23 protein-coding genes and 1 tRNA gene are annotated in these 21765 nt (G+C 65.6%); 11 read left to right on the forward strand and 13 right to left on the reverse strand.

The features are described from left to right. Positions 1-91 precede the first annotated feature (91 nt). The 3 genes from ELY12_RS00960 to ELY12_RS00970 form a co-directional block, all read right to left on the reverse strand. Positions 92-817 carry a hypothetical protein gene (locus ELY12_RS00960; RefSeq protein ID WP_126174835.1) on the reverse strand — a complete coding sequence of 242 codons (726 nt, stop codon included), beginning with the start codon at positions 815-817 and terminating at the stop codon, positions 92-94. 124 nt (positions 818-941) lie between these two features. Then, positions 942-2525 (reverse strand): Na+/H+ antiporter, encoded by a 1584-nt coding sequence (locus tag ELY12_RS00965; protein ID WP_126174836.1) that lies wholly within the window; start codon positions 2523-2525, stop codon positions 942-944. 9 nt (positions 2526-2534) lie between these two features. Then, complete coding sequence (locus tag ELY12_RS00970) at positions 2535-2987, reverse strand: GatB/YqeY domain-containing protein (protein WP_126174837.1); 453 nt, start codon at positions 2985-2987, stop codon at positions 2535-2537. Between the two features lie 119 nt (positions 2988-3106). Here ELY12_RS00970 and carA point away from each other — a divergent pair, with 119 nt between their 5' ends. The 5 genes from carA to ELY12_RS00995 all read left to right on the forward strand — a co-directional run bounded on the left by carA (position 3107) and on the right by ELY12_RS00995 (position 9114). After that, positions 3107-4270: a glutamine-hydrolyzing carbamoyl-phosphate synthase small subunit gene (carA, locus tag ELY12_RS00975; protein ID WP_126174838.1), complete on the forward strand. Its 1164-nt coding sequence runs from the start codon at positions 3107-3109 to the stop codon at positions 4268-4270. Then, the gene (locus ELY12_RS00980) at positions 4267-4887 is read left to right on the forward strand and encodes a hypothetical protein (RefSeq protein ID WP_126174839.1); all 621 of its coding nucleotides are present in this window, start codon (positions 4267-4269) and stop codon (positions 4885-4887) included. Before carA ends, ELY12_RS00980 begins: the two co-directional genes overlap by 4 nt. After that, positions 4887-8210: a carbamoyl-phosphate synthase large subunit gene (gene carB / locus ELY12_RS00985; RefSeq protein WP_126174840.1), complete on the forward strand. Its 3324-nt coding sequence runs from the start codon at positions 4887-4889 to the stop codon at positions 8208-8210. The genes ELY12_RS00980 and carB overlap by 1 nt, the downstream gene beginning before the upstream one ends. 104 nt (positions 8211-8314) lie before the next feature. Continuing rightward, a complete protein-coding gene (gene greA, locus ELY12_RS00990) occupies positions 8315-8791 on the forward strand; it encodes a transcription elongation factor GreA (RefSeq protein WP_126174841.1) in 477 nt (158 codons plus the stop codon). A 38-nt stretch (positions 8792-8829) separates the two neighbouring features. After that, on the forward strand, positions 8830-9114 hold the full coding sequence (locus ELY12_RS00995) for a hypothetical protein (RefSeq protein WP_126174842.1): 285 nt from the start codon (positions 8830-8832) through the stop codon (positions 9112-9114). A 7-nt stretch (positions 9115-9121) separates the two neighbouring features. On the opposite strand, the gene ELY12_RS01000 is transcribed toward ELY12_RS00995, so the two are convergent. The 5 genes from ELY12_RS01000 to ELY12_RS01020 all read right to left on the reverse strand — a co-directional run bounded on the left by ELY12_RS01000 (position 9122) and on the right by ELY12_RS01020 (position 11327). After that, positions 9122-9355 carry a DUF4170 domain-containing protein gene (locus ELY12_RS01000; protein ID WP_126174843.1) on the reverse strand — a complete coding sequence of 78 codons (234 nt, stop codon included), beginning with the start codon at positions 9353-9355 and terminating at the stop codon, positions 9122-9124. Between the two features lie 93 nt (positions 9356-9448). Then, positions 9449-9952: a hypothetical protein gene (locus ELY12_RS01005; protein WP_126174844.1), complete on the reverse strand. Its 504-nt coding sequence runs from the start codon at positions 9950-9952 to the stop codon at positions 9449-9451. A 69-nt stretch (positions 9953-10021) separates the two neighbouring features. Continuing rightward, a complete protein-coding gene (locus ELY12_RS01010; protein ID WP_126174845.1) occupies positions 10022-10306 on the reverse strand; it encodes a hypothetical protein in 285 nt (94 codons plus the stop codon). Continuing rightward, positions 10303-10704 (reverse strand): phage holin family protein, encoded by a 402-nt coding sequence (locus tag ELY12_RS01015; RefSeq protein WP_164549366.1) that lies wholly within the window; start codon positions 10702-10704, stop codon positions 10303-10305. Before ELY12_RS01015 ends, ELY12_RS01010 begins: the two co-directional genes overlap by 4 nt. Positions 10705-10727: 23 nt before the next feature. Next, entirely contained in the window at positions 10728-11327 is a 600-nt protein-coding gene (locus tag ELY12_RS01020) for a hypothetical protein (protein ID WP_126174847.1), read from the reverse strand. 166 nt (positions 11328-11493) lie between these two features. Here ELY12_RS01020 and eno point away from each other — a divergent pair, with 166 nt between their 5' ends. Both eno and ELY12_RS01030 read left to right on the forward strand, forming a co-directional pair. Then, positions 11494-12780, forward strand: coding sequence for a phosphopyruvate hydratase (eno, locus tag ELY12_RS01025; protein ID WP_126174848.1), 1287 nt, complete (start codon positions 11494-11496; stop codon positions 12778-12780). A 105-nt stretch (positions 12781-12885) separates the two neighbouring features. Further along, positions 12886-14967: a M13 family metallopeptidase gene (locus tag ELY12_RS01030; RefSeq protein ID WP_126174849.1), complete on the forward strand. Its 2082-nt coding sequence runs from the start codon at positions 12886-12888 to the stop codon at positions 14965-14967. Positions 14968-14985: 18 nt separating this feature from the next. On the opposite strand, the gene ELY12_RS01035 is transcribed toward ELY12_RS01030, so the two are convergent. Beyond that, a complete protein-coding gene (locus tag ELY12_RS01035; protein ID WP_126174850.1) occupies positions 14986-15297 on the reverse strand; it encodes a hypothetical protein in 312 nt (103 codons plus the stop codon). Between the two features lie 71 nt (positions 15298-15368). Here ELY12_RS01035 and ELY12_RS01040 point away from each other — a divergent pair, with 71 nt between their 5' ends. Then, on the forward strand, positions 15369-16445 hold the full coding sequence (locus ELY12_RS01040) for a phosphotransferase family protein (protein ID WP_126174851.1): 1077 nt from the start codon (positions 15369-15371) through the stop codon (positions 16443-16445). 1 nt (position 16446) lies between these two features. Next, the gene (locus ELY12_RS01045; RefSeq protein ID WP_126174852.1) at positions 16447-17517 is read left to right on the forward strand and encodes an Rv3169 family protein; all 1071 of its coding nucleotides are present in this window, start codon (positions 16447-16449) and stop codon (positions 17515-17517) included. On the opposite strand, the gene ELY12_RS01050 is transcribed toward ELY12_RS01045, so the two are convergent. From ELY12_RS01050 to ELY12_RS01065, 4 genes are all read right to left on the reverse strand, one after another. Next, the gene (locus ELY12_RS01050; RefSeq protein ID WP_126174853.1) at positions 17514-18440 is read right to left on the reverse strand and encodes an aldo/keto reductase; all 927 of its coding nucleotides are present in this window, start codon (positions 18438-18440) and stop codon (positions 17514-17516) included. The two genes, ELY12_RS01045 and ELY12_RS01050, sit on opposite strands and share 4 nt — an antisense overlap. After that, positions 18437-18856 (reverse strand): 6,7-dimethyl-8-ribityllumazine synthase, encoded by a 420-nt coding sequence (gene ribH, locus ELY12_RS01055; RefSeq protein WP_126174854.1) that lies wholly within the window; start codon positions 18854-18856, stop codon positions 18437-18439. The genes ELY12_RS01050 and ribH overlap by 4 nt, the downstream gene beginning before the upstream one ends. Beyond that, positions 18856-19362 carry a CYTH domain-containing protein gene (locus ELY12_RS01060; RefSeq protein WP_126174855.1) on the reverse strand — a complete coding sequence of 169 codons (507 nt, stop codon included), beginning with the start codon at positions 19360-19362 and terminating at the stop codon, positions 18856-18858. The genes ribH and ELY12_RS01060 overlap by 1 nt, the downstream gene beginning before the upstream one ends. Positions 19363-19390: 28 nt before the next feature. Beyond that, positions 19391-19480, reverse strand: a tRNA-Ser gene (locus ELY12_RS01065). Between the two features lie 204 nt (positions 19481-19684). Here ELY12_RS01065 and ELY12_RS01070 point away from each other — a divergent pair. Together ELY12_RS01070 and ELY12_RS01075 are read left to right on the forward strand one after the other, a co-directional pair. Next, on the forward strand, positions 19685-20704 hold the full coding sequence (locus ELY12_RS01070; protein WP_241229669.1) for a lytic murein transglycosylase: 1020 nt from the start codon (positions 19685-19687) through the stop codon (positions 20702-20704). Further along, positions 20688-21764, forward strand: coding sequence for an SPOR domain-containing protein (locus ELY12_RS01075; protein WP_126174857.1), 1077 nt, complete (start codon positions 20688-20690; stop codon positions 21762-21764). The genes ELY12_RS01070 and ELY12_RS01075 overlap by 17 nt, the downstream gene beginning before the upstream one ends. Position 21765 lies beyond the last annotated feature (1 nt).

The following is a 21765-nucleotide window of genomic DNA, read 5'->3' on the forward strand; positions in this document are numbered from 1 at the left end:
GCAGCACCAGCCCCCGGATCAAGTCCGGGGCGACGAAAAGAGACTGACTTTCGATATCGTCGGCCCGGACTTGATCCGGGCTGGTGCTTTCTTAGACGCAGGCGTTCTTTGCGTCCTGCCTCGCCGTCGGATAAAGCCCGCTGCCCACCGCTTCGGTACTGTCGGCATCGAAGGCATAAGCCGCCGCGAGTCCCGCCGGTGGCAGCGTGCTCTGCCAGTAGAAGGTCAGCGGTTCCTTCTGCTCCCACTGATTGCCTCCGTCGCCCGCGCTGACGGTCCACACGAGCTTGCCCGCGTCGCATGTGACAATCACGTCGGCCTTTGGCCCGATCGCGGCGAGCGCCTCGGGCTTGGCGTAGCCTGCGTTGCCCGTGAAGCCGTGCGCCGGCATGACCATCCGAAACGCAGTCGCGCGCTCGATGTCGCTGGCGGTGTTGCCGGGGCCGATGCCGGTGTCGTCATCGTTGTCACCGCCCGGATAGACCACCATCACGTAGGTATAGACCGTGCCGGCAGGCGCGGTCTTGGGATCGCACGGGTCCATGCCCTTCGGACAGGCGACGAAGCTGCGCAGGTCGGCGAAGTTGCCCGCGCTGTTGCGCATCGCCTGAGTCTTCTCCGTGATCCGACCGCCGAGGGTAAACTCGGTGAAGTCGCCCGCCAGCAAGGCCTTGGCGGCCGCGACCGCCTCGCCGTCGCTGTCGACGCGGTTGAGATCGGTGACTTCCTGGTCCTTCACCTCACGCGGTGTCGGATCGTCCGAGCAGGCCGCCAGTGCGAAGGCCGCGATCAGCGCGGCAGTCGATAGAGTCCTCATGCCATCCCTTTCCGGCGTGTTCGCCGCTTGTCTTGCGGGCGAACAGTGCGGTCAGGCGCCGATTGTTCCGGCAGATTTCAATATGTTGGTTAACGGCGCTGGCGGGAAATAGTTACCGCCGGTGCTAGAAATCGCGCTGCGCGAACAGGGTCATCTCCTCGATGTCGAGATCGCGTTCGAGGTTGTGCAGGGTCTCGTCCTCGATCTTCCCCTCGCGGTGCTGGCGGATGAGCTCTGCGCGACCGGCGGCGATCGCCTTGTGCATCAGGCCGAAGTGCGCATCGAACTTGTCCATGTCGATGGTCTCCTGCGCGGAGAATGTGCGCGTGCGGCGCACCTGCGTCTCGAAATGCGCCAGCAGCTGTGGATGAACCGGCTCCCCGCTGGGCGAGAACGCGTGCTCCTCCGCCTTGCAGTACTTGGCCTCGGCCACCGCGACCTCGCATTCGAGCAGCGAGACGGGCGCGGGCGGATCGGTATCGATCGGCTTCACCCGGCGAATGATCCAGCCGAGGCTGGTGCCCTGGCCGATCACGGTGACGAGGATCACCGCGAAGGCGGTAAGGATCATGATGTCGCGGCCCGGCATCGTCGCCGGCAGACTCAGCGCGGCGGCTAGCGTGACCACACCGCGCATGCCGGCCCAGCCGAGCACCACCGACTGCCGCCAGCCGAGCGGCCGCGCGCGCTTGAGGCCGAGCCGCTTGAGGGTCACCAGCAGCGCCTCGCTCGCTACGATCCAGACAAAGCGCGAGACCAGCACCGCCGCAACGACGCCGGCGATGATCGGCAATGTCGCGTCGAGCGCGCTGCCGAAATCGCCCAACCGCTCGACGATGTTGCGCATCGTGAAGCCGATCAGGATGAATACGATCGCCTCGAGCAGGAAGTTCACAGTGGCGTGGATCGCTCCCGCACGGAGGCGCACCATCGCCGGGAACACGACGTGTTGGTACCAGCCGAACATCATGCCGGTGGTGACGGTGGCGATCACGCCCGAAACGCCGAGCCGCTCGCCGGCGATGTAGGACAGCCACGAGAGCACCAGCGAGCCGACGATCATCAGGCTTTGGTTGCCGATCCGCCGCACCGCGAACAGCCACAGCGCCCCGATTACTAGGCCGACCGCGACGCCGCCGAGCGCCAGCCAGGCGAAGCTCGCGCTCGCGGCGGAGAGGCTGAACGCGCCGCTGACTGCCGCCACCACGGCGAAGCGAAACAGCACCAGACCGGTCGCGTCGTTCAATAGGCTCTCGCCCTCCAGCAGGGCGTTTAGCCGGCGCGGCAAGCTCACTCTGGCGAGCACGGCGCGCGCCGAGACTGCGTCCGGTGGCGAGACGATCGCGCCCAAGGCAAGACAGGCAGCGAGCGGTAGCTGCGGCATGATCGCGTGCGCTACCAGTCCCACGGCGACGGTCGTGAACACCACTGCGCCGATCGCCAGCGACAGGATCCCCGGCAGGTGCCGCCGGAACCGGCCCATCGCAGTGTGGTACGCGCCGTCCATCAGCAGCGGCGGCAGGAACAGTACCAGCGCCAGCTCGGGATCGAGTGTGATGCTCGGCAGACCCGGCGCAAAGGCAAGGGCGATGCCGCCGAGTAGCAGCGCGGTCGCCGGCGGCAGACGGACCTTGTCTGCCAGCCAGGTGAGTGCGAATACGCCCAGCAGCAGTCCGAGGATCAGTTCGAAGGATTCGACCGCGGACAACGGCGCGGCTTACCCTAGCGCGGCTTTGACCAGCGCGCTGGCCTTGCTCATGTCGAGCTCGGTGCCGTGGCGCGCCTTCAGCTCGGCCATGACCTTGCCCATGTCCTTGAGCGACGACGCGCCGAGCTCGCCCTTGATCGCCTCGATCGCGGCGCGTGTTTCGTCTTCCGACATCTGCTGCGGCAGGAAGCTGTCGATCACGGCGAGCTCCTTGCGCTCCTGTTCGGCAAGCTCCGGCCGGTTACCGTCAACATACATGGTTATCGACTCGCGGCGCTGCTTGGCCATTTTCTGCAGCACGTCGACCGTGGTGGCGTCGTCGTCGGGCTGGGTCGAGGCGGTGCGCAGCTCGATGTCGCGGTCCTTCAGCTTGGCGAGGATCAGGCGCACCGCGGCGAGGCGTTCCTTGTCGCCGCCTTTCATCGCGTCGATCTGGGCCTGCTTGATGGTATCGCGGATCATTGGGATAAGCCTTTCGAATGTCGTCGGCGCGCCCTTAGCGCGGGTTGACGCTGCAAGGAACCGGGCCTAGCGGCTGGGACTTAGCGACATCGCCGGAAAACACCTGACTCGGAGGGCTCATGCCTGATCCTGCCACTACGCCTGCGCAACCCGAGGGAGCGACTGGCGTATTGGTGCTGGGCGACGGCACGGTGATCTGGGGCAAAGGCTTCGGCGCCGCGGGCGAGGCGGTGGGCGAGGTGTGCTTCAACACCGCGATGACCGGCTACCAGGAGGTGATGACCGATCCCTCCTATGCTGCGCAGATCGTCACCTTCACCTTCCCGCACATCGGCAACGTCGGCGCGAACGCCGAGGACATCGAGTCGATCGTCGAGGGCGCGGTGGGCTGCGTCGTGCGCCAGACGGTCACCCCGCACTCGAACTTCCGGGCCGAGCAGGAGTTCGGCGAGTGGCTCGCTGCCAAGGGCAAGATCGGCCTGTCGGGCGTCGACACCCGCGCGCTCACCCGTCGTATCCGCTTGGCCGGCGCGCCCAACGCGGTGATCGCTCATCATCCGAAGGGCAAGTTCGATCTCGCCAAGCTGGTGAAGCGCGCCCGCGAGTGGCCGGGGCTGGAGGGCATGGACCTCGCCCCGCGGGTCAGCCGCGAGAAGCAGGAGCAGTGGGGCGGGGGCTACTGGGAGCTCGGCAAGGGCTACGGCCGCGCGAGCTGGGACGGCAAGCCGCACGTGGTTGCGATCGACTATGGCAGCAAGGACAACATCTTCCGCAACTTGGCGCGCGCCGGGGCGCGAGTGACGGTGGTCCCGGCCAAGACCTCGCTTGCCGAGATCGAGGCATTGAAGCCCGACGGCGTGTTCCTCTCCAACGGCCCCGGCGATCCCGCCGCGACCGGCGAATACGCGGTGCCGACCATCCGCGCGCTGCTCGAGCGTGACGTGCCGATCTTCGGCATCTGCCTCGGCCACCAGATGCTCGGCCTCGCCGCCGGCGCCCGCACGAGCAAGATGCACCAGGGCCACCGCGGCGCGAACCACCCGGTCAAGCGGCTCGCCGACGGCGTGGTCGAGATCACCTCGATGAACCACGGCTTCGCGGTCGACAACACCGCGCTCCCCGAAGGCGTCGAGGAAACCCACGTCAGCCTGTTCGACGGCTCCAACTGCGGCATTTCGCTGAGGGGGAAACAGGCATTCGGCGTGCAGTATCACCCCGAGGCGAGCCCGGGACCGCAGGACAGCTTCTACCTGTTCGAGAAGTTCGTGGGGATGTTGGGGTGAGACTGAGTTTCCTCAAAATCAAAGACTTTGTACTCGCGGCAGCCTGCGAAGTTTTATATTTTGAATCACAGTATGAAGAGTTTTACGCGGGCCAAGTCCAGAAAAGGCTCGAGGGCGTATGTTCGGAAGGGCTCGTTCGGCGCGCTTTGAGAGCGCTATCAGAGGACGGACTGGTAACCATATCCCAGTTTGATGAAAGTTCGGACACAGCCTACTCCCTAACTGATCAAGGTCTAAAAGAGGCGGAGAAGTTTCCTTCCCTGGCCATGATGCTCAACGAACCACTTACCGACTTGGTGGAAGTTCCAGCCTCGGACCGCATTGTCACACGCAGCGATAATCTACCTGAGGTTCAGGCAATTGAGGAAGCGCTGGACGCGCTCTCAAATGAGATTGTCCAGAGTAACGAAGTCGGAGAGTCTCTGGGTGATGAGCGTGAAGTCATCAGAGAGGATATAGCTTTCGCTAGAGACGCTGTGCACCGCGAAAGGTTTAGACTCTCAAGTCTTTTAGGATGGCTCAAACCGATTTTGAAATTCTTATCGGAACGTTTTGCAGGCAAGTCAATCGATGAAATCGTAATTCGGCTAGCCCAAGCGCTGGACAAGTTAAGCTAATGCCCAAACGCACTGACATCTCCTCAATCCTCGTCATCGGTGCTGGGCCGATCGTCATCGGGCAGGCGTGCGAGTTCGACTATTCGGGCACGCAGGCGATCAAGGCGTTGAAGGAGGAGGGGTACCGGGTGATCCTGGTCAACTCCAACCCGGCGACGATCATGACCGATCCCGAGTTCGCCGACGCGACCTATGTCGAGCCGATCACGCCGGAGATCGTCGCCAGGATCATCGAGAAGGAGCGGCCCGACGCGCTGCTGCCGACGATGGGCGGCCAGACCGCGCTCAACACCGCGCTGGCGCTGTTCGAGGACGGCACGCTCGACAAGTTTGGCGTTACGATGATCGGCGCCGATGCTGACGCGATCGACAAGGCGGAGAACCGCCAGCGCTTCCGCGAGGCGATGGACAAGATCGGCCTGGAGAGCGCGCGCAGCGGCGTTGCAACCACGGTGCAGCAGGCTTTCAGTGTGCTTGAACGTACCGGTTTACCGTCGATCATCCGCCCCAGCTTCACCCTCGGCGGCACCGGTGGCGGCATCGCCTACAACAAGGCCGAGTTCGAGCGGATCGTCCGCGAAGGCCTCGACGCCAGCCCCACCACCGAGGTGCTGATCGAGGAATCGCTGCTCGGCTGGAAAGAGTACGAGATGGAAGTCGTCCGCGACCGGAACGACAACTGCATCATCATCTGCTCGATCGAGAACGTCGACCCGATGGGGGTCCACACCGGGGATTCGATCACCGTCGCCCCGGCGCTGACCCTGACCGACAAGGAATACCAGATCATGCGCTCGGCGAGCATCGCCGTGCTGCGCGAAATCGGTGTCGAAACAGGCGGTTCGAACGTGCAGTTTGCAGTCGATCCGAAGTCCGGCCGGTTGATCGTGATCGAGATGAACCCGCGCGTCTCGCGCTCCTCCGCGCTGGCCTCGAAGGCCACCGGCTTCCCGATCGCCCGCGTCGCGGCGAAGCTGGCAGTTGGTTACACGCTCGACGAGATCACCAACGAGATCACCGGCGCCACCCCCGCGGCGTTCGAGCCGACGATCGATTACGTCGTCACCAAGATCCCGCGCTTCGCGTTCGAGAAGTTCAAGGGATCGAAGAACGAGCTCTCGACCGCGATGAAGTCGGTCGGCGAGGTGATGGCCATCGGCCGCAACTTCCAGGAATCCCTCCAGAAAGCGCTGCGCGGGCTCGAGACCGGGCTCGACGGCTTCAACCGCGTGGTCGAGCTCGAAGGGGCAGGGCACGACGCGATTACCGCCGCCTTATCCAAGCGCACCCCGGACCGGCTGCTCTACGTCGGCCAGGCTTTCCGCGAAGGCTTCTCGGTCGAGGACATCAACCGCCTGACCGGCTACGACCCGTGGTTCCTGCGCCAGATCGAAGAGATCATCGCCTGCGAGCGGGTGGTGCAGGATCGCGGCCTTCCCGCCGATGCGGCGCAGCTCCGCCGCCTCAAGGCGATGGGCTTCTCTGACAAGCGCCTCGCCACGCTGGCGGTACGTTCGGTTGGCGTGGCCGGCGGCATGGGCGAAACCCAGGCCAAGCGCGCCGGCCTTCTCCATGACACCCTGCGCGCGATGGCCGGCGCCACCAGCGAGGCCGAAGTGCGCGCGCTGCGCCGCAAGCTCGGCGTGCTGCCGGTGTTCAAGCGCATCGACAGCTGCGCCGCCGAGTTCGAGGCGATCACGCCCTACATGTACTCGACCTACGAGGCGCCAACCTTCGGTGAGCCCGAGGACGAGGCCGCGCCCAGCGACCGGCGCAAGATCGTCATCCTCGGCGGCGGTCCCAACCGGATCGGGCAGGGCATCGAGTTCGACTATTGCTGCGTTCACGCCTGCTTCGCGCTGAGCGAAGCCGGGTTCGAGACCATCATGGTCAACTGCAACCCGGAGACGGTCAGCACCGACTACGACACCTCGGATCGCTTATATTTCGAGCCGCTAACCGCCGAGGATGTCCTGGAAATCCTCCGCGTCGAGCAACAGAATGGCGAACTGGTCGGCGTCATCGTCCAGTTCGGGGGCCAGACCCCGCTTAAGCTGGCGCAAGCGCTGGAGGACGAGGGCATCCCGATCCTCGGCACCTCGCCCGACGCGATCGACCTGGCCGAAGACCGCGAGCGGTTCGCCAAGCTGGTGAACGATCTCAAGCTCAAGCAGCCCGCCAACGGCCTCGCCCGCACCCGCGACGAGGCGGCGGCGATTGCCAACCGGGTCGGCTATCCGGTCCTGCTACGCCCCAGCTACGTGCTCGGCGGCCGGGCGATGGAGATCGTCGACAGCGAAGCGCAACTCGACAACTACATCGCGACAGCGGTCAACGTCTCCGGCGACAGCCCTGTGCTGGTCGACCAGTACCTGCGCGACGCGATCGAGTGCGACGTCGACGCGCTGTGCGACGGCACCGAGGTGCGGATCGCCGGTGTGATGCAGCACATCGAGGAGGCCGGCGTGCACTCGGGCGACAGCGCGTGCACCCTGCCGCCGTACTCGCTGCCGCCTGAGATTGTCGCAGAGATGGAACGCCAGGCCGAAGCGCTGGCGATGGCGCTCGGTGTGCGCGGGTTGATGAACGTACAGTTCGCGGTCAAGGACGGCGAAGTGTACCTCATCGAGGTCAACCCGCGCGCCAGCCGCACGGTGCCGTTCGTCGCCAAGGCAATCGGCCAGCCAGTCGCCAAGATCGCCGCGCGGGTGATGGCGGGCGAACCGCTGGCAAGCTTCCCGCCGTTCAAGCGCGATCTCGATTACATGGCGGTCAAGGAGGCGGTGTTCCCCTTCGCCCGGTTCCCCGGCGCCGACCCGGTGCTGACGCCGGAGATGAAATCGACCGGCGAAGTGATGGGGATCGACCGCGACTTCTCCACCGCGTTCCTCAAATCGCAGATGGGCGCCGGCGACACGCTGCCGGAGAAGGGCGTGCTGTTCGTCTCGGTCAAGGACGGCGACAAGGCGGCGATTGTGCCGGCGGTCCGCGCGCTGATCGAGCACGGCTTCACCGCGATCGCCACTGGTGGCACCCAGCGCTACCTTGCCGAGCAGGGCTTGCCGGTGGAACGGGTCAACAAGGTCGCCGAGGGGCAACCGCATATCGTCGACCGGATCATCGACGAAAACGTGGCGCTGATCTTCAACACCACCGAGGGCTGGCAGTCGCTGCAGGACAGCCAATCGATCCGCGCGAGCGCGCTTTCAGCCAAGGTTCCCTACTACACCACCGCCGCCGCCAGCCTCGCCGTTACGCGTGCGATAACGGAGGTTAAGGCGAGCCAGCTTGAAGTGCGGCCGCTGCAAGACTATCATAGCTGAAACACACGAGGCGTTTCCCCCCGACATCGCAACCGGAACGGGGCCGTCCCTAGGACGGCAGGCGACGGTTTTTGTCGGCGGACAGAGAGAAAGAAGAATACGGGATGGCTACGATAGAAAAGGTGCCGATGCTGGCCGAAGGTTACGAGCGGTTGACCGCCGACCTCAAGGTCCTGCGCGCCGAGCGCCCGAAGATCGTCGACGCGATCGAGGAAGCGCGCGCGCACGGCGACCTGTCGGAGAACGCCGAGTATCATGCCGCCAAGGAGCGTCAGGGTCAGGTCGAAGCCCAGATCGCGGACATCGAGGACCGCATAAGCCGTGCGCAGATCATCGACCCGGCGTCGCTCTCGGGCGACCGTATCGTGTTCGGCGCGACCGTCACGTTGAAAGACGACGACGACAAGCCGGTGAAGTACCAGATTGTCGGCCAGACCGAAGCGGACGCCAAGGTCGGCCGGATCAGCTACAACTCGCCGCTCGGCCGGGCGCTGATCACCAAGCAGGTGGGCGACGAGATCGAGGTCACCGTCCCCTCGGGCGACAAGTTCTACCTCGTCGAAAAGATCGAGTTCATCTAAACAGCTTCGCGCCCGGTTGGCGGGCGGGGAGTCGAATGATGGCCGTTCCAGCCCGCGCGATCGCAGAACGGCGAGTTGCCGAACACTTCCTGCGCGAAGACGCGGTCCGCCCGGATGGCGCGATCGATTATGCGCCCGAGCGGCTCGTGCGGGCGCGAGCGTTCGAGCGGCTCAAGGATTTGGGCGTGCTGCGTGAAGGGCAGGGCGGGCGCTACTATCTCGACGCGCCGGCGTGGATTGAACGGCGCGACGAGCGGCGCAAGCGGATCGCGGTGATCGCTGCGGTGGCGGTGGCCGTCGGAGCGGTCGCCTCGATCCTCTAGCGCGCGGTTACTTTCCCTCGGCGCCGGGGTCGAGCAGCCGGTGGAGGTGAACGATCACGTATTTCATTTCCGCGTCATCGACCGTGCGCTGCGCGGCACCGCGCCAAGCTTCCAGAGCGGTCGGGTAGTCGGGGAAGATCCCCACGACTTCGATCGCGTTGAGGTCCTGGAATTGCATCGTCTGCGGGTCGGTCACGCGTCCACCCATGACGAGGTGGAGCAACTGCTTCTTGTCGGTCATTGTCGGTCCTTGGGGAGGAGATGGCGCGCCCCATAAGCAAAGCGGCGCGGCAGGGAAACCCCGCCGCGCCGCTGCTTGTGTCTATCTGCGCGCTCAGTTGGCCATGCGCGAGCGCAGGTCGCGGAAGGTCTTTAGCGCGCGCTTGCCGGCATCGCGGCTCATCGACCCAGCGTCGTCTGCCGCATCGCCGGCGTTGCGGCGCAGGCTACGCGCACCGTCACCGAGCGCTTCACCGAGATCGCCGAGCTTGTCCTGACCGGTACGTGCGGCCTTGCCCGCGCCATCGAGCGCCTGGCTGCCGTAGGTGATCGCCAGATCGGCCAGCACGCCCGCCAGTACCGCGCCGCGCTTGGTCGCCTGCTTGCGCAGACGGCGGCCCGGACCAGGCACAATCGAGGCGATCAGGATGCCGAGCGCGGCGGCGCCCGCCAGCGTAGTGATCGGGTGTTCTTTGACGAACGAAGTGGCGCCGCTGCCGGCGTCGCGGGCATAGTCGCCGAAGCTGCGTTCTTCGCGCGTCTTGTTGCGCTTCTGCGCGGCGTCGACCTTGCTCTTGAGCTCGGTGCGCTTCGGGGACTTCTTCTCGGTGGCAGCCATCGCAGGCGACTCCTAGTGCGTGGGGTTTGATTGCCGCTCTAACGATTGTTAGCGGGTTCGCGTTCCGGCTTACTCGGTCCGCTCGGCGATGAAATCGAAGATCGGATGACGGGCAAACCACAGCACGATCGCGGCAAGCAACGTGACGATCACGCCCTTGTTGTCCTCGGCGACCGCGACCGCCTCTTCCAGCACGACGGCCGCGCCGTCCTCGAGCCGGTCCTTCACCCGATCGCCGATCCCGCGCGCCGCGTAGTTAGCCCTCAGATTGGCGATATCCGCATCGACCAGCGCGCGGGCGGCATCGCGCAGCATGCGGTCCTCGATCATGGCCTTTTCGATCGCGTCGGTCACTTGCGCCCCTCGTTGAAAGCCGACGACATCCCTGCGAAGCGCTTCTTCGCGGCGAGGCCGAGGACCAAGCCGGCTACGAGCAGCACGCCAACCACGAGTGCGGTGGCGCCCCACGCGGTGATCAACGGGGCCAGCGCGATGATCAGGCCGAACGCCAGCGCGACCAGCGCAAGGTGGACGAGCAGCAGTGCTGCCACTCCATATATGGCACCCGACCGGCCGCGATCGGCGATGAAAGCCGCGCGGCTCCTTTGGAATTGCAGTTCGGCTTCGACGTAAGTCTTGCCGTCCTCGATCAGCGCTTTGATGTCGTCTGACAGCGACAGGTCGGGAGGCGCAGAGGCACCTTCCGACACAGCCGCGTCGGGATCGTCAAAACCGGGGTCCTGCTCGCTCAAATGCCCCTCCTGGACAGGAGGGTTCAGTCGTTAGAGCCGCGGAACAGCCGTGCCAACAGGAACCCGCCGACCGCGGCGATGCCGACCGCAAGGCCGGGGCTCTTGCGGACAAACTCGCGCGCGTCCTCGCCGATTTCCTCGACCGTCTTGGCGTCGAGGCGGGTCGAGGCGTCCTGCAGCGATTGCGAGGCGGAGCGGGCATAGTCGCCATACCTGGCACCCAGCTTGTCATCGACGGTGGGGGCGGTGTCGAACACCGCTCGGCCGAGCGCCGCGATCGCTTCGGCAAGCTTGCCCTTGCCGTCGGCCGCAAGTTCTCCAGCCTTGCCGCGCGCCTGTTCGCCGTAGTTGCGCGCTTCGGCAACCCAGTCCTCGCTCTGCGCGCGGGCCTGGTTGCGGTACGCGGCGGCGCGGTCCGAAGCCTCGCTGCGCAGCGCGGCGGCACCGGCCTTGGCTTCCTGCAGCGCGGCGTTGAAACGGCCCTTCGCCTCGGCGCGGTTGTCGGTCGCGGCTGCGCCCGAAGCGGCGGCGCCGCTTTTGCGCGCGCCGCCCGTAGCGGTCCCGGATTTGGCGGCGGTCTTGCGCGGGGACTTCGGCTTGGGGGTCTGGGTCGGTTCGGCCATGGCTTCTTGTCCTTCTTGCCCTCGATAAAGATCACGCCCGGGCGTGCCGGGCAGTCTCGTCGTGAACGCAACTTGCGTCGCATAGTTCCGCCGCATAGGAGCGCGGCGACCTCGATATGGGACTGTCTTAGTCCATTACAACACTCAGCGTTATCCGGAGCCCAGCATGACCGCGATCATCGACATCCACGGCCGCGAAATTCTCGACAGCCGGGGCAACCCGACGGTCGAGGTCGACGTGCTGCTGGAGGACGGCAGCTTCGGCCGCGCGGCAGTCCCATCGGGTGCGTCGACCGGCGCGCACGAGGCGGTCGAACTGCGCGACGGTGATGCCGGACGCTATCTCGGCAAGGGCGTCGCCAAGGCGGTTGAGGCAGTGAACGGCGAACTGACCGAGCTGCTCGACGGGATCGACGCCGAAGACCAGCGCGAGATCGACCTCGCGATGATCGCCGCCGACGGGACCGACAATAAGAGCCGGCTCGGCGCGAATGCAATCCTTGGAGTGAGCCTCGCGGTCGCCAAGGCGGCGGCCAGCGCACGCGGGCTGCCGCTGTACAGCTATGTCGGCGGCGTTTCGGCGCACGTGCTACCGGTGCCGATGATGAACATCGTTAACGGTGGCGAACATGCCGACAACCCGATCGACATCCAGGAATTCATGATCATGCCGGTCGGGGCGCCGACGCTGGCGGAAGGTGTGCGCTGGGGTGCGGAGGTGTTTCACACGCTCAAGAAGGCGCTTCACGCCAAGGGGCTCTCGACCGCGGTCGGCGATGAAGGCGGTTTCGCACCGGACCTCGCGAGCACGCGCGCCGCGCTCGACTTCATCATGACTTCGATCGAACAGGCCGGGTTCAAGCCGGGCGAGGACATCGTTCTCGCGCTCGACTGCGCCGCCACCGAGTACTTCAAGGGTGGCAAGTACGAGATGACGGGGGAGGGCGTCTCGCTGTCGCCCGAGCAGAACGCCGTGTTCCTCGCCGACCTGTGCGACGCCTACCCGATCCGCTCGATCGAGGACGGCATGAGCGAGGACGATTTCGAAGGCTGGCACGCGCTGACCGAACGCCTCGGCGGCAGCGTGCAGCTCGTCGGTGACGATCTGTTCGTCACCAATCCCAAGCGGCTGCAGATGGGCATTGGCAAGGGCCTCGCGAACTCGCTGCTGGTCAAGGTCAACCAGATCGGCACCCTGACCGAGACGCTTGAGGCCGTCACCCTGGCGCAGCGCAACGGCTACACCGCGGTGATGAGCCACCGCTCAGGCGAGACCGAGGACGCGACTATCGCCGACCTCGCGGTCGCGACCAACTGCGGGCAGATCAAGACCGGCAGCCTCGCGCGGTCGGACCGGCTGGCGAAGTACAACCAGCTGATCCGGATCGAGGAAGAGCTGGGCGACAGCGCGCTCTATGCCGGCAAAGGCTGCTTCGGGCGCCTCGCCGGCTGAGCTTTTCGACGAACGGCGATCTAACGCAGATCAAGCCTGTTCCACTCACGCTTCGACGCTCCTAGACGGTTGCGCCTGTAACCGTTTTCCCGGGAGAGTCGTCGCATGAAAACCCGTCTCGTCGCAGCGCTGCTGCTCGGCGTCGCCACCGCCACCATGGGCCCGGTGGCCTGCAACATGACCGGTACCGACACCGCGGCTTCGACTCCCGGAACCGAGCTCGGCATCCGCAAGGACTGGATGGATACCTCGGTCAAGCCGGGCGACGACTGGTACCAGTATGCCAACGGCGGCTGGATGGCGAAGACCGAGATCCCGGCGGACCGGTCGAGCGTGGGCGGCTTCTGGATCGCCGACCAGCAGACCGAGAAGAACCTCGAGGCGCTGATCGCCGAGATCGTCAAGTCGAACCCCGACGAGGGCAGCGAGGCCGCCAAGGTCAAGGCGTTCTACACCAGCTACCTCGACAGCAAGGCGATCGACGCCGCGGGCATGCAGCCGGTGCAGGCCGATCTCGCCCGGTTCGATCATATTCAGGACAAGACCGCGCTCGCGACGGTCCTCGGCAGCCAGACGCGGGCCGACGTCGATCCGCTCAACTCGACCGACTTCGAGACCGAGAACCTGTTCGGCGTATTTGTCACCCAGGCGCTCAAGGGCGGTGAGGTGGTCCCGTACATCCTCCAGGGCGGCCTCGGCATGCCTGAGCGCGAGTACTACCTATCGTCCGACCCCAAGATGGCCGGCCTGCGCACCGCCTATCGCAAATACATCGCCGACCTGCTCAAGGCCGCGAACGTCGCCGATGCCGACGCCAAGGCGCAGCGCATCTTCGATCTCGAAATGAAGATCGCCAAGGCGCACGTCAGCCGCGAGGAAAGCGACGACTGGGCAACCGCGAGCAGCCTGTGGTCGCAGGCCGATTTCGCCTCCAAGGCGCCGGGCCTCGACTGGGCCGCGTTCTTCAAGGGCGCCAATCTGGCAGGATACAAGACCTTCGACGCCTACCATCCGGGCGCGATCACCGGCCTGTCGGCGCTTGTCGCCAGCGAGCCGCTCGATGCGTGGAAGGACTGGCTGGCGTTCCACCAGATCAACAGCCACGCCGATGTGCTGCCGAGCGCGATCGATAACCTGCACTTCGCCTTCTACGGCAAGCAGCTGTTCGGCCAGGAAGCGCAGCGTCCGCGCGAGAAGCGCGCGCTCGCGGCGCTGAACGACTACATGGGTGACGCGCTCGGCAAGCTCTACACCCAGAAGTACTTCCCCGCCTCGGCCAAGACCGAGATCCAGGGCATGGTCGACAACATCAAGGCCGCGTTCGGCAAGCGGATCGATGCGCTCGACTGGATGGCGCCCGCGACCAAGGCCGAAGCCAAGAAGAAGGTCGAGACGATGGCGGTCGGGGTAGGCTACCCTGACACCTGGGTCGATTATGGCAACCTGACGATCGATCCACAGAGCCCCTACGCCAGTGCAGTGGCGGCGGAGACGGCGCGCTACCAGCAACAGCTCGCCAAGATCGGCAAGCCGCTCGACAAGAACGAGTGGTGGATGAACGCGCAGCTGGTCAACGCGGTCAATCTGCCGGTGCAGAACGCATTGAACTTCCCGGCCGCTATTCTGCAGCCGCCGTTCTTCGATCCCAAGGCGGATCCGGCGTTCAACTACGGCGCGATCGGTGCCGTCATTGGGCACGAGATCAGCCACAGCTTCGACAACAATGGCGCGGCGTTCGATTCCTCGGGCGCGATGCGCAACTGGTGGACCGATGCCGACAAGGCGAAGTTCGAAGCAGCTGGCAAGGCGCTGGCGGCGCAGTTCGATACCTACGAGCCGTTCCCTGGCCTGCACGTGAAGGGCGAACTGACGCTGGGCGAGAACATCGCCGACATCGCGGGGCTGCAAGCGGCGTACGATGCCTATCACGCCTCGCTCGGCGGCAAGGAAGCGCCGGTGATCGACGGCTTCACCGGCGACCAGCGTTTCTTCATCGCGTTCGCGCAGACCTGGGCCACCAAGATGCGCGAGGAGGCGCTGCGCCAACGGATCGCCACTGACGGCCACGCGCCGGGCAACTACCGCGCGATGACCGTGCGCAACATGGACGAATGGTACAAGGCGTTCGACGTGAAGGAGGGCGACAAGCTCTACCTCGCGCCCGACAAGCGCGTGAAGGTCTGGTGATCGCAGGCGGGGAGGGGGCTAGGCCTTCTCCTCCGCCTCCACCTGCTGCTCGATCCTTTCCGCCACCGGCTCCAGCCGATCCATGACCTTGCGGTTCTTGGGGCTGAGCAGGTATTGCCACACGCCATAGGCGTTGATCAGCAGCAGCACGCCGTTCATCGCTGCGATCGGCAGCGCGTCGCTGGTCAGGCCCGATATCACCCATGTCAGCGCGACAGCGCAGAACAGCACGAAGCCAAACCCCGTGACACGCCGCCCCAGGTCGGCCGCCACCAGCCCAGCCGCGATCATCGTGCCGATCGCGGCGATCCATTCGAGCGGTCCGTTCACGCTGCCTCCCTGCTTGCAATTGTCATAAGCCGCGGCACCGCTTAGCGTTCCTCTGGGAGAAGGGAGAGGGCGTGAGCGGATTTCCGACGCATCCGGAGGCGGTTACCGCCGAATGGCTCACCGAGCGCCTGCGCGCGGCCGGTGAACTGGGCGAGGGCGAGGTCGCTTCGGTAAGCTGGCAGCCGATTGGCACCGGGCAGGTCGGCGACAGTGCGCGGTTCTCGCTGACCTATCGCGGGGAGGCTGGACCTTCAACCTTGGCCGGCAAGTTTCCTGCTGCGGACCCTACCAGCCGGGGCACCGCCGCCTCGTTCGGGCTCTACACAAAGGAAGTCAGCTTTTACCGCGAACTCGCGCCGCACCTGGATGTGCGCGTGCCTAGGACTTACGCCGCCAAGGTGGACGAGACGGGAGCGGAGTTCGTCCTGCTGTTCGAGGACATGGGTCCGTGCCGACAAGGCAACCAGCTCGCGAGTTGTTCGCTGGAGGACGCTCGCCAAGGCATTCGGCAGGCTGCGGCGATCCACGCGCCGAGCTGGAACGACGCTGCGCTGATCGATCGCGACTGGCTGCACACGCGGCCCGAAGCGCTGGCGCAGATCAAGGCGCTGTACCCGCAGGCGCAGGCGATCTTCGCCGAACGCTATGCCGACACGCTCGAGCCCGAGCTGATGCGGGTTTGTGCGGAGCTTAACGAGGCAAGCGAGCACTGGTTCGGGCGAGAGGGCGGGGACCGCTGCCTGATCCACGGCGACTTCCGGCTCGACAACATGCTGTTCGACATTCGTAGCGGTGCAGAACCGATTGCGGTGCTCGACTGGCAGACGGTCGCGGTGGGCAGCGGCTTGACCGACATCGGCTATTTCCTCGGCTGCGGGATCGGCAATGCGCTGCGGCGTGAGGCGGAGAGCGAGCTGATCGATCTCTACTGCGCCGAGATGACCGAACGCGGCGTGCCCCTCGAGCGCGAAGCGGTGTGGGACGACTATCGCCTCGGCGCGCTGCATGGGGTTTCGACCGCCGTCTTCAGCGCCGCATTCGTCGAACGGACCGAGCGCGGCGACGCCAACTTCCTGTCGATGGCGCGCGGCGCGTGCTCGCTGGCGCGCGAACACGATTCCATCGGCTTGCTGACCGGAAAGGCCTGACATGCTGTCCAAGGGTGACGACTATCCGCTGCACCAGACCGCCGAGCCGGTCGCCTACGCCGGCACCGACCGCAATTTCTACGACCGCTATTTCTTCAACGGCTACGCGCCCGACGGCAGCGGTTTTTTCGCGGTGGCGTTCGGGGTCTATCCGCACCTCGACGTGTGCGATGCGCACTTCAACGTGATTCGTGGCGGTACTCAACATTGCCTGCACGCGAGCCGGAAACTGGGCATGGAACGCCTCGATCTCACGTGCGGACCGGTCCGCATCGAGATCGTCGAGCCGCTGCACAAGCTGCGCGTGATCGTGGAGGGGGAGGGCATCGCCGCGGACATTACCTTCACCGGCCGCGCTTTTCCCATCGAGGAGCCGCGCTTCACCTGGCGCGTCGGCCCGCGCACGGTGATGGATTACACTCGGCTCACCCAAAACGGCCATTACGAGGGCTGGATCGAGGTCGACGGGAAGCGCGAGACGCTCGCGAGCGGCACAGCGGGAACGCGCGACCGGAGTTGGGGGGTGCGTCCGGTCGGCGCCTCCGATCCGCAAGCGGCGGGTGGAGGCATCCGCCAGTTCTTCTGGCAGTGGACCCCGGTCAATTTGTCGAGCCGCAGCCTGTTCTTCCACCTCAACGCGCACCAGGACGGCACGCCATGGAACACGCGCGCAGTGATCGCGCCGGACGGTAATGGGGCTGAAGCGTTCAGCGAGTTCGAGCACGCGAGCATGGACGCACCGCCCGCGGTCGGCACGCGCTGGCCTTCGCATGGATCACTGTCGATCGGCGACGAGGAGTTCGAGTTCGAGCCGCTCGGCCGGTTCCAGATGCGCGGGCTTGGCTACACCTCACCCAACTGGAATCACGGCCTCGACCACGGCACGCTGGAGGTCGAACGTGAGGACATCGACCTCGACAGTGTGGATCCGGTGCGGCCCGACAACCTGCACGTGCAACTGATCTGCCGCGTCACCGGACCCGATGGCGAGACGGGCGTCGGCGCGTTCGAGCAGCTCGCGATCGGACCCTACGATCCGCTCGGACTGCAGGGCCTCGCCGACCCGGCTTAGGCCGCGGCGGTCAGGCGGGCGACCTGATCGTCCGAAAGCTCGACCTTGGTGAATTCGAGCAGTTCGTGAAGCTGTTCGACCGTGCGCGCACTGGCGATCGGGGCGGGGATGCCGGGCTGTCGCACCAACCATGCCAGCGCGATTGCAGGCAGGCTCGCGCCAGTTTCGGCAGCGACCTCATCCATCGCCGCGAGCACCTGCGGCCCGTTTGCACCGGCGAGTTGCTTTGCGCGTCCGCCACGCTGTGATTTCGCGTAGTCGTCCTCGGTCCGGTACTTGCCGGTGAGGTAACCGGATGCGAGCCCGAAGAACGGCAGCATGGCGATGCCGTTGTCGGCAACGATCTGCTGCAAATCCGCACCATATGCGTCGCGGGCAACGAGGTTGTACTCGTTCTGCAACGCCTCGAACTGGGCAGCTCCGCTCGCCCTTGCCTCAGCCAGAGCGGCCGAAAGCCGCGCGGCATCGAAATTGGAGGCTCCCACGCTGCCGACCTTCCCGGACTTCACCGCGCCATCGAACGCCGCGACGATTTGCGCGATGTCGAGCTCAGGGTAGTCCTTGTGCGCGTAGTAGAGGTCGATGCGGTCGGTCCGGAGCCGCTCCAGCGAAGCGTCGAGCGACTGCAGCACCCGCGCGGGTTCGTATAGCTCCGCGCCGCCGAGCATCCCGGTCTTGGTGTGGATGCGCATCTCGCTGCGCACGCCGCTCTTCTCGAACCACTGGCCGAGCACGGTTTCCGATTCGCCGCCCTTGTGACCCGGGATCCACGCCGAATAAACGTCGGCGGTGTCGATCATCCTCCCGCCGGCTTCGTAGAAGGCGTCGAGGACCTCGAACGCCTCGTCGCCCTTTGACGACCAGCCGAACACATTGCCGCCGAGGACCAGCGGGATGCCGGCGATGAAACCGTGCTGGCTCATGCGTACTGCTCCTTGATCGTCAGCAGCGCCATCGCCGCCTTGGCCGCATCTCCGCCCTTGTCGCTTTGCTTGGGATCGGCGCGAACGATCGCCTGCGCTTCGTTCTCGACCGTCAAGATGCCGTTGCCGATCGGCACCCCGTCCATCGTCAGAGCCATGATCCCGCGCGCGCTTTCGCCGGCGACGATTTCGAAGTGATAAGTCTCGCCGCGGATCACCACCCCGATGGCGACAAAGCCATTGTAGTCGCCACCTTCCGACGCCATCGCGATCGCACCCGGAATCTCGAGCGCGCCCGGTACGACCATCACCTCATACTCATGCCCGTTCGCCTTCAGCCGCGCGCCCGCGCCAGCGACGAGCATGTCATTGAGATGGTCGTAGAAGCGCGCCTCGACGATCAGAAACTTGGCCATCAGTCCTCCGGAATACCTTGCTGGGCGAGAGCGCCGCATTGCCACTGCGCCAAATGCGTGACCTCGCGCAACACCCAAGAGGGTGGCAAAAGCAATGCCAAGGCGTCGGCGTCATCGGCCTCGCATTCGACGATTTCCAGACCGGCGAGCGCTCCTTCGAACAGGTCGAGGCTCCACCAACGGTCCTCATGTCTGAAATGCAGGCGCCGCTTCACTACCTCGTCCGCCGGCAAACCTAGGAGCAAGTCGTGTTCGCCCGCGGTCAGATAGAAGCTGGTGATCGGCCGGGCACTGGCATCATCAGCTTCGTACTTGCGCGTGAGTTTGAACTGGATTTCGCCGAGGTCGCGGCGTTCCATCCGCCGCAACCGCATTCGCGTGCCGCGGATGTAACGGTCTCTAATATTGGTGACGAAAGCACCGTTCAGCTGCGGTCGTGCGTGCCGATCGACCAGCCATCGCCGCTCGAACTCGTGGCGCGCATACTTCGGAATATCCGCGTCCATCGTGCCGCCAATGCAATTCACGAAAGTCTGGCGGACAGGGTGGGATTCGAACCCACGGTGAGCGTGAACCCACGGCGGTTTTCAAGACCGCTGCCTTAAACCACTCGGCCACCTGTCCTTGGGGCCAGTCGGCTAGCGCCGAACGGCGGTATTGTCACCTGCGGCGACGCCTCCGCGGCCTTTCGGCCGCTCCGGCTCCAAGACCGCTGCCTTAAACCACTCGGCCACCTGTCCGGCGAGTGGCTCGGCTAGCGCGACGAATTGCACCTGTCACGAACCGTTTGCGGTTTGCCCCGTTGATAGCGGTATGCGACAACGCCTCATGCGCCTGACACTGCTTGCTATTCTCGCCTCGCTTGCCGCCGCCTGCACTTCCGCCCCTTCGGTGGCGCAGGACATGTCGTTCAACTCCTATCTGCAAGTGCTGATCGCCCGTGCCCGCGCCGAGGGCGTGAGCGAGGCGACGATCCAGCGGATGACCTACGACCTGACCCCTAACCAGCGGGTCATCGAACTCGATCGTGCACAGCCCGGGACGCCATCGAGCAGCGGGAGCTTCTCACCGATCCAGCGCTATCTCGACCAGCACGTCGATGCCGCGCGGATCGGCGGTGGCAGGCGCAACTACCAGGCTTTGGGGTCACTCGCCGGCCAAATCGAGGCGCGTTACGGCGTTCCGGCGCCGATCGTGATCGCGATCTGGGGGCACGAGACCAATTACGGCAGCTACACCGGTGACTTCGATCTCGCGCGCAGCCTGGCGACGCTGGCGTGGGAAGGGCGCCGGCGCGAGCTGTTCGCAACCGAGTTCGTCGACCTGCTCAAGATCGCCGATCTTGGTGTCCAGCGTAGCACGTTGAAGGGAAGTTGGGCTGGTGCGTTCGGCTATCCGCAATTCCTGCCAAGCATCTACCTGCGTCTCGCCCAGGACGGCGACGGGGACGGTCACCGCGACATCTGGAACAGCCGCGCGGACACGCTCGCCTCGATCGCGAACTATTTCCGTGATGCCGGCTGGCGGCGTGGACAGCCTTGGGGCGTGCAGGCAACGGTCCCGCCCGGCTTCAACTGGAGCGCGCTCCGCTCCGAGATGAACGCGCCGGTCTGCCCCCGAGTGCATGAGCGGCATGGGCAATGGCGCACCGTCCGCGAGTGGCGCGCACTCGGTGTGCAGCCGCAGGTTTACCTTGCTGATGATACGATGACCGCCCTGTTCCAGCCCGACGGGGCGGGCACGCGGGCTTGGCTCTTAACCGCAAATTATAGGGTCATCCTCGAATATAACTGCTCGAACTACTATGCGATGAGCGTGGGGTTGCTTGCAGATGAGATTGCCCGCTGACGCCGAAAAACGGCTACTCGCACCGCTGATTGGCGTTGTCCTGACCGCCGGCCTTGCCGGGTGCGGGATGATCGGCGGTGGCGATCGCCTGGCAACCACCGAAGGCACACCCGTCGCGGCGGCACTCGGCCCGGCGGCGGATTATCCGATCGTGTTGGGCGACCCCTTTACGGCCGACGGCGAGCTGTTCACGCCCGCGGACACGCTGAACTACGATTCAGTCGGTTTTGCAGGCTTGGATGACGGCGCGGGTGTGACGATCGCCCATCGCACCTTGCCGCTCCCGAGCTATGCCGAGGTTACCTCTCTGGATACCGGCAAGACCGTCCTCGTGCGGGTTGAACGGCGCGGGCCGATGGCCGGCAAGAACCTTGTGTCGCTGTCGGCGGCTGCCGCCGCACAGTTGGGCGTCGGCGAGGGTGCTGCGATCCGGCTGCGGCGGGTCAATCCGACCGAGCCTGAGCGCGCTGAGCTGCGCGCGGGCCGCTCGGCGCCCGACCGGATCGAGACGCCGAAGTCGCTCGTTGAGGTCTTGCGGCGCAAACTACCTGCCAGCGGTGCCGCAAGCTTGCGCGCACCTGCGCCGGTGCAAGCCGCCGCGTCGGTTCGCGCGACACCCGCGCCTGCCGCTCCTGTAGTGCCTGCGATCGCTGCTTCGGGACCGCCGGCGGCGGTCTCCGCTTATCCGTTGCCGCTGCTCTCAGGCCCGGCTCCTGTGGCGCGTCCTGTCGTGGTTGCCCGCGCAGAGACTGCCGCGGTCACGCCGATCAACCCAATTAAGGCCGCTGCGCCTGGGGTTGCGGTCAAGCCCACGCCCAAACCGGCTCCGCACGTCGACGCACCCGCAGCAAAAGGCGATTTCGTCGTGCAGGCAGGGACGTTCGCGAGCCGCGCGAACGCACAAGCTCTCGCCAAGATACTCGGCGGTCACGTAAGCCGCGCTGGCGCGCTGTTCCGCGTCCGGACCGGTCCGTTCGCCACCCGGGGACAGGCCGAGGCCGCCCTCGCCAAGGTGCGAGCCGCCGGTTATAGCGACGCGCGAGTCTATACCGCAGGTTGAA

The organism is Tsuneonella rigui (assembly GCF_003958625.1).
Classification (GTDB): domain Bacteria; phylum Pseudomonadota; class Alphaproteobacteria; order Sphingomonadales; family Sphingomonadaceae; genus Tsuneonella; species Tsuneonella rigui.